This is a genomic window from Pauljensenia sp. UMB6358 (genome assembly GCF_030216865.1).
Taxonomy (GTDB): domain Bacteria; phylum Actinomycetota; class Actinomycetes; order Actinomycetales; family Actinomycetaceae; genus Pauljensenia; species Pauljensenia turicensis_A.
This window is the reverse complement of sequence record NZ_JASOMS010000136.1, coordinates 1-290: the sequence shown is the minus strand read 5'-3', so window position 1 is coordinate 290 and position 290 is coordinate 1. Positions and strand designations below refer to the sequence as shown.

The 290-nt window shown below is 60.7% G+C and carries 1 protein-coding gene; it reads right to left on the bottom strand.

The annotated features are described in order from the left end of the window. Positions 1-53: 53 nt before the first annotated feature. Positions 54-290, bottom strand: a 237-nt coding sequence (locus QP381_RS08925) for a peptidoglycan-binding domain-containing protein (protein ID WP_285068641.1), incomplete at its 5' end; no start/stop codon positions are given.

The window sequence follows — 290 nt, the reverse complement described above, 5'->3', positions numbered from 1 at the left end:
AGATTGAGAAAGCCGCTTGTGAGACCCGAGAGCAATTGGAGACCAACCACGGCTCATCCTTTGGTGTTGAGGGCGTGCTGTATGGCGCGGGCAGTGTTTTCTCCGAGGTAGCCGTCTTGGGCCTGGTGGAGGTTGGCTTGCCAGGCGCGGATTGTGGCCGGGCCGAGGATACCGTCCTGGGCTTGTTTTAGGCGGGCTTGTAGTTCGCGTATGGCCTGGGAGCCGTCATCGCCGTTGCCGAATTGGGCCGGGCAGGGGTCAGCTTCCATGATTGCCGGGTAGTATTCCTG